This is a genomic window from Aquimarina pacifica (assembly GCF_000520955.1).
In the GTDB taxonomy this organism is placed as follows: Bacteria; Bacteroidota; Bacteroidia; order Flavobacteriales; family Flavobacteriaceae; genus Aquimarina; species Aquimarina pacifica.
The window spans coordinates 1-3,300 of record NZ_JACC01000081.1 but is presented as its reverse complement, the minus strand read 5'-3'; the positions used below and the strand labels follow the sequence as shown (position 1 = coordinate 3,300).

2 protein-coding genes are annotated in these 3,300 nt (G+C 36.1%); both read right to left on the bottom strand.

The window, feature by feature from the left end; genetic code table 11:
• Window positions 1–2,367 (bottom strand): PA14 domain-containing protein (locus DZ60_RS23715; protein WP_161634457.1); only part of this gene is annotated, 2,367 nt, incomplete at its 3' end.
• Between the two features lie 633 nt (window positions 2,368–3,000).
• Window positions 3,001–3,300 (bottom strand): T9SS type A sorting domain-containing protein (locus DZ60_RS0121765; protein WP_025744120.1); only part of this gene is annotated, 300 nt, incomplete at its 5' end.

The following is a 3,300-nucleotide window of genomic DNA, read 5'->3' as shown; positions in this document are numbered from 1 at the left end:
CCAGTATCCATTTCCTTTATCTACAAATTCCCACTCTACATCTTCTCCTGTTGTTGTGGTTGCTGTTGTATATGCATCTTCACTTTCTCCTGTTGCAGCAAGTCTCAGGTCATGATATGGAGCATCGATATAATACGTTTTGTTGGGGTCAGGAAAAGTTCCTGAAATTTCATCGCTTTTGGCAAAAAGAGAAGAGAGTTCTGTTTTAGAGATATTTGGTCCCTCATAGGATACAACCAATATGTTTCCTCCAGTTTTCTCAAAATATGCTACATTAATTTTGTGATATCCTTCTTCCAGACAAATACTTCCTGATTTTTCTTCAACACCATGCAGCCCATCATTATCAACAATTTTTACATCATCGATGTAGAGACTGGATCCATCATCAGAACTAGTGTAAAAGGTATAATTACCCTCATTGGTTATGTTAATATACCCTTCAAAAGTAAATCCAAAGTAATCGTCACTTTGTGCATTAGTAAGATTGATTCCTGTTGTTAGCCCTTCTGCAATAGGAGTAAGGGAAGTAAAATCAGGAAGTAAATCCCATGTTCCTTCATAATAGCTATAGTTAATCCCAGCTTCTAAATTAGATGAGGATATATCCTGGGCTGCCGCACAAGAGTTGGATGTTGTTATTGAAATATTATTAATGTTGAAAGCATTAGTAGCTCCACCAATATTTATTTTCATACTCTGCACCCCTTTCGACAAGATAATACCTTCTTTTACGGTGAAAGTTTGCCACTGTTGTGAACCACCAGTCGACGGAACATTGACTATGCCTGTTTTATCTTGATTAGCAAAATCGATTTGAATATTCCCTTGATCTGTTATTCCTGCATATCTGATATTGACATCATAGGTTCCTGTTTCCATAACAGATACTGTATAGGTGAGCCATTCTCCATTATCCAAATACCCAATGCTATACCCGCCTTCTGAGCAGGTTTCTATATCAACACTTTCTGTTCTGTATTGATTTCCAGAATTACCATTGGTTGTATCATGGTATGTTCTGCCTTCACCATCAACTGGTGAATAGTCATAGTTTTCTGCCTCTATAGTTCCCGGCAGTACATTCATGTCATAATTCGGTGTCCCTGAAACAAATCCATTTATTGGATCTCCATAGCATCCTTCTGGTCTTCTAAATGTTAATGCTCCCCAACCAATGGCATCATTTGTCCAACCGGCCTGTTCGTAACCGTCTAACTCTATTGACTTATCACGTGCGCGTTGTGTCCATTTCGCTTCTTCTTCGGTTTTAAAACCTCTTCCAATATAATGAGCAGTAGACATCTCCCAATTAGGACGTGATGATGTAAAACCACCTCGACCATCAGGACTCATAGATTTACTATACCATCTTTCTGTTCTATCAAAACCTTGAAGGAAACTACTTGGTTCCCATGCCGAAGTTTGATCTGGATATGATGCCACTGAAGATACATTGTACCTTAATGTATATTCTAAACCAAGTAGCAATCGACTATCCTCATGACTATATAAATCATCTCCCTGATTCCATGCCATCTCGGCCATAGAATTTAATAACCCTAATCCGAACATTACATGCTGCTGATCTCTTGATGATTCCTGGCATTGACCTGTTTCATAAATATAATTGGTCATCACTTCATTGTAACCATAGTCTTCAATAGAATTTCCTTGAGAACTCCTATAGGTGTCTACATGTTCTCCTGTAGAAATAAGGTCTGAGTGAGTTCTTGGACCTGATGGATAAGGCAAATCATCCGAACGGTGTGGTTGCCCTTTTATATATCTAAGTGCACGATCATACATAATTTCGTTATCCAAAAATATCCCCATAGCCATAACGGTGCGCCATCCTGATAAGCCTTGATTACCATGACGCCCTGAATCTCCCTGATAAGAGCTCCAATAAAATGTACTATTATTCCAACTATCATCTGGCGCTTTTGTATTTGAGTATCCTGGGTACACTAACATATCTTTAAATTTCTGTACATCAGAGGATGCCCAGCCAGAATAAGTGCTTTTGATAATTTCTGCAGCCTCCACCATAATATAACCAACACCACCACTTAAGGCAGCTGTTCCATTACTGGTCACCTTGGTTAGGTTAGACCATGCGTTAAATATTTCTATCGCTTTATCCGCGTGCCTAGAATCACCAGAGATATACCAGCGAATTGCATTATAATATGCAGCTCTTATATCACTGTTCCATGCACCGTAATTTACACCATTATCTCTCCCTAATTCAGTATAGCTGGCATCTCCTCGAACATCATAATCGTAACTAGATTTTGAATCTGAAACCATCTCTTGATAAGAAGTATAATAAGGCTCAATTTGTGCTTCAACCATATATTTCATTCTATCCAAATCAGATTTCTTGTGTGATATACCTGGATGGACGAATTGAGCATGAACAGTAGTGATAGTACTTGTAAAAAAAAATATTAGGTAAAAAATTTTGTTAGGTGTAGACTTTTTTAACATTTTATTGATCATTTAAGGTGTTGTGATGTAAAGATGATTACCGTTTTGTAATAGTAAATAGACAAGGAAGAAATTGTATTTCTTTTGTTTAAAGGCCTAGTCTAGTGTTTATTTAATGTTTAAAAAACTTATAAATTATTAACTTCATTCATACGAAATGTGTAATCTGGTCAACCAATTCGTGTAAACTTGTTAAAAATACTTATTAATCTATTTAGAGAAGCTGTTTATCTAGAATCTGTAGGTGTATTTTTAGAATTCGCTTTTTGTACTTTTATTTATGAAATTACATTTAGTAGTGCTTCCTTTTTGATTTCATTTTTCTATTAAAAAAAGAGGCTGTCTAAAAAGTATATTTCTCTATCAAACTGAGCTTGTCGAAGTTTTTAATATCTTGATTTTCAAAATATCTTCGACAAGCTCAGACTGACAATACGGAATTTTTAATACTTTTTAGACAGCCTCTTGTAGTTTTTCTATAGCTTATCTAATTAATCCCTGGTAGCATTAATTTTGAATACTTATTTTTTCGAAATATGATTTAGTATCAGTAACAACCTTTAGAATATAAACACCACTAGCCGGATGTTGGAATGTCATAGTACCACTTCCGTTATTGATAATGGTGGATTCTATTACCTGTCCTGATAAGTTGATGAGTTGTACGTTCGCTGTTGAGGTTTTTGGTAAATCAATGGTTAGCATATCAGAACTCAATAGTGGATTTGGGTAACATTTTATACCGATTTCATTGTTCGATAGACTTAGTTTAGCACATCCCGAACCTGTCACTTCTGGTCCTGTTAT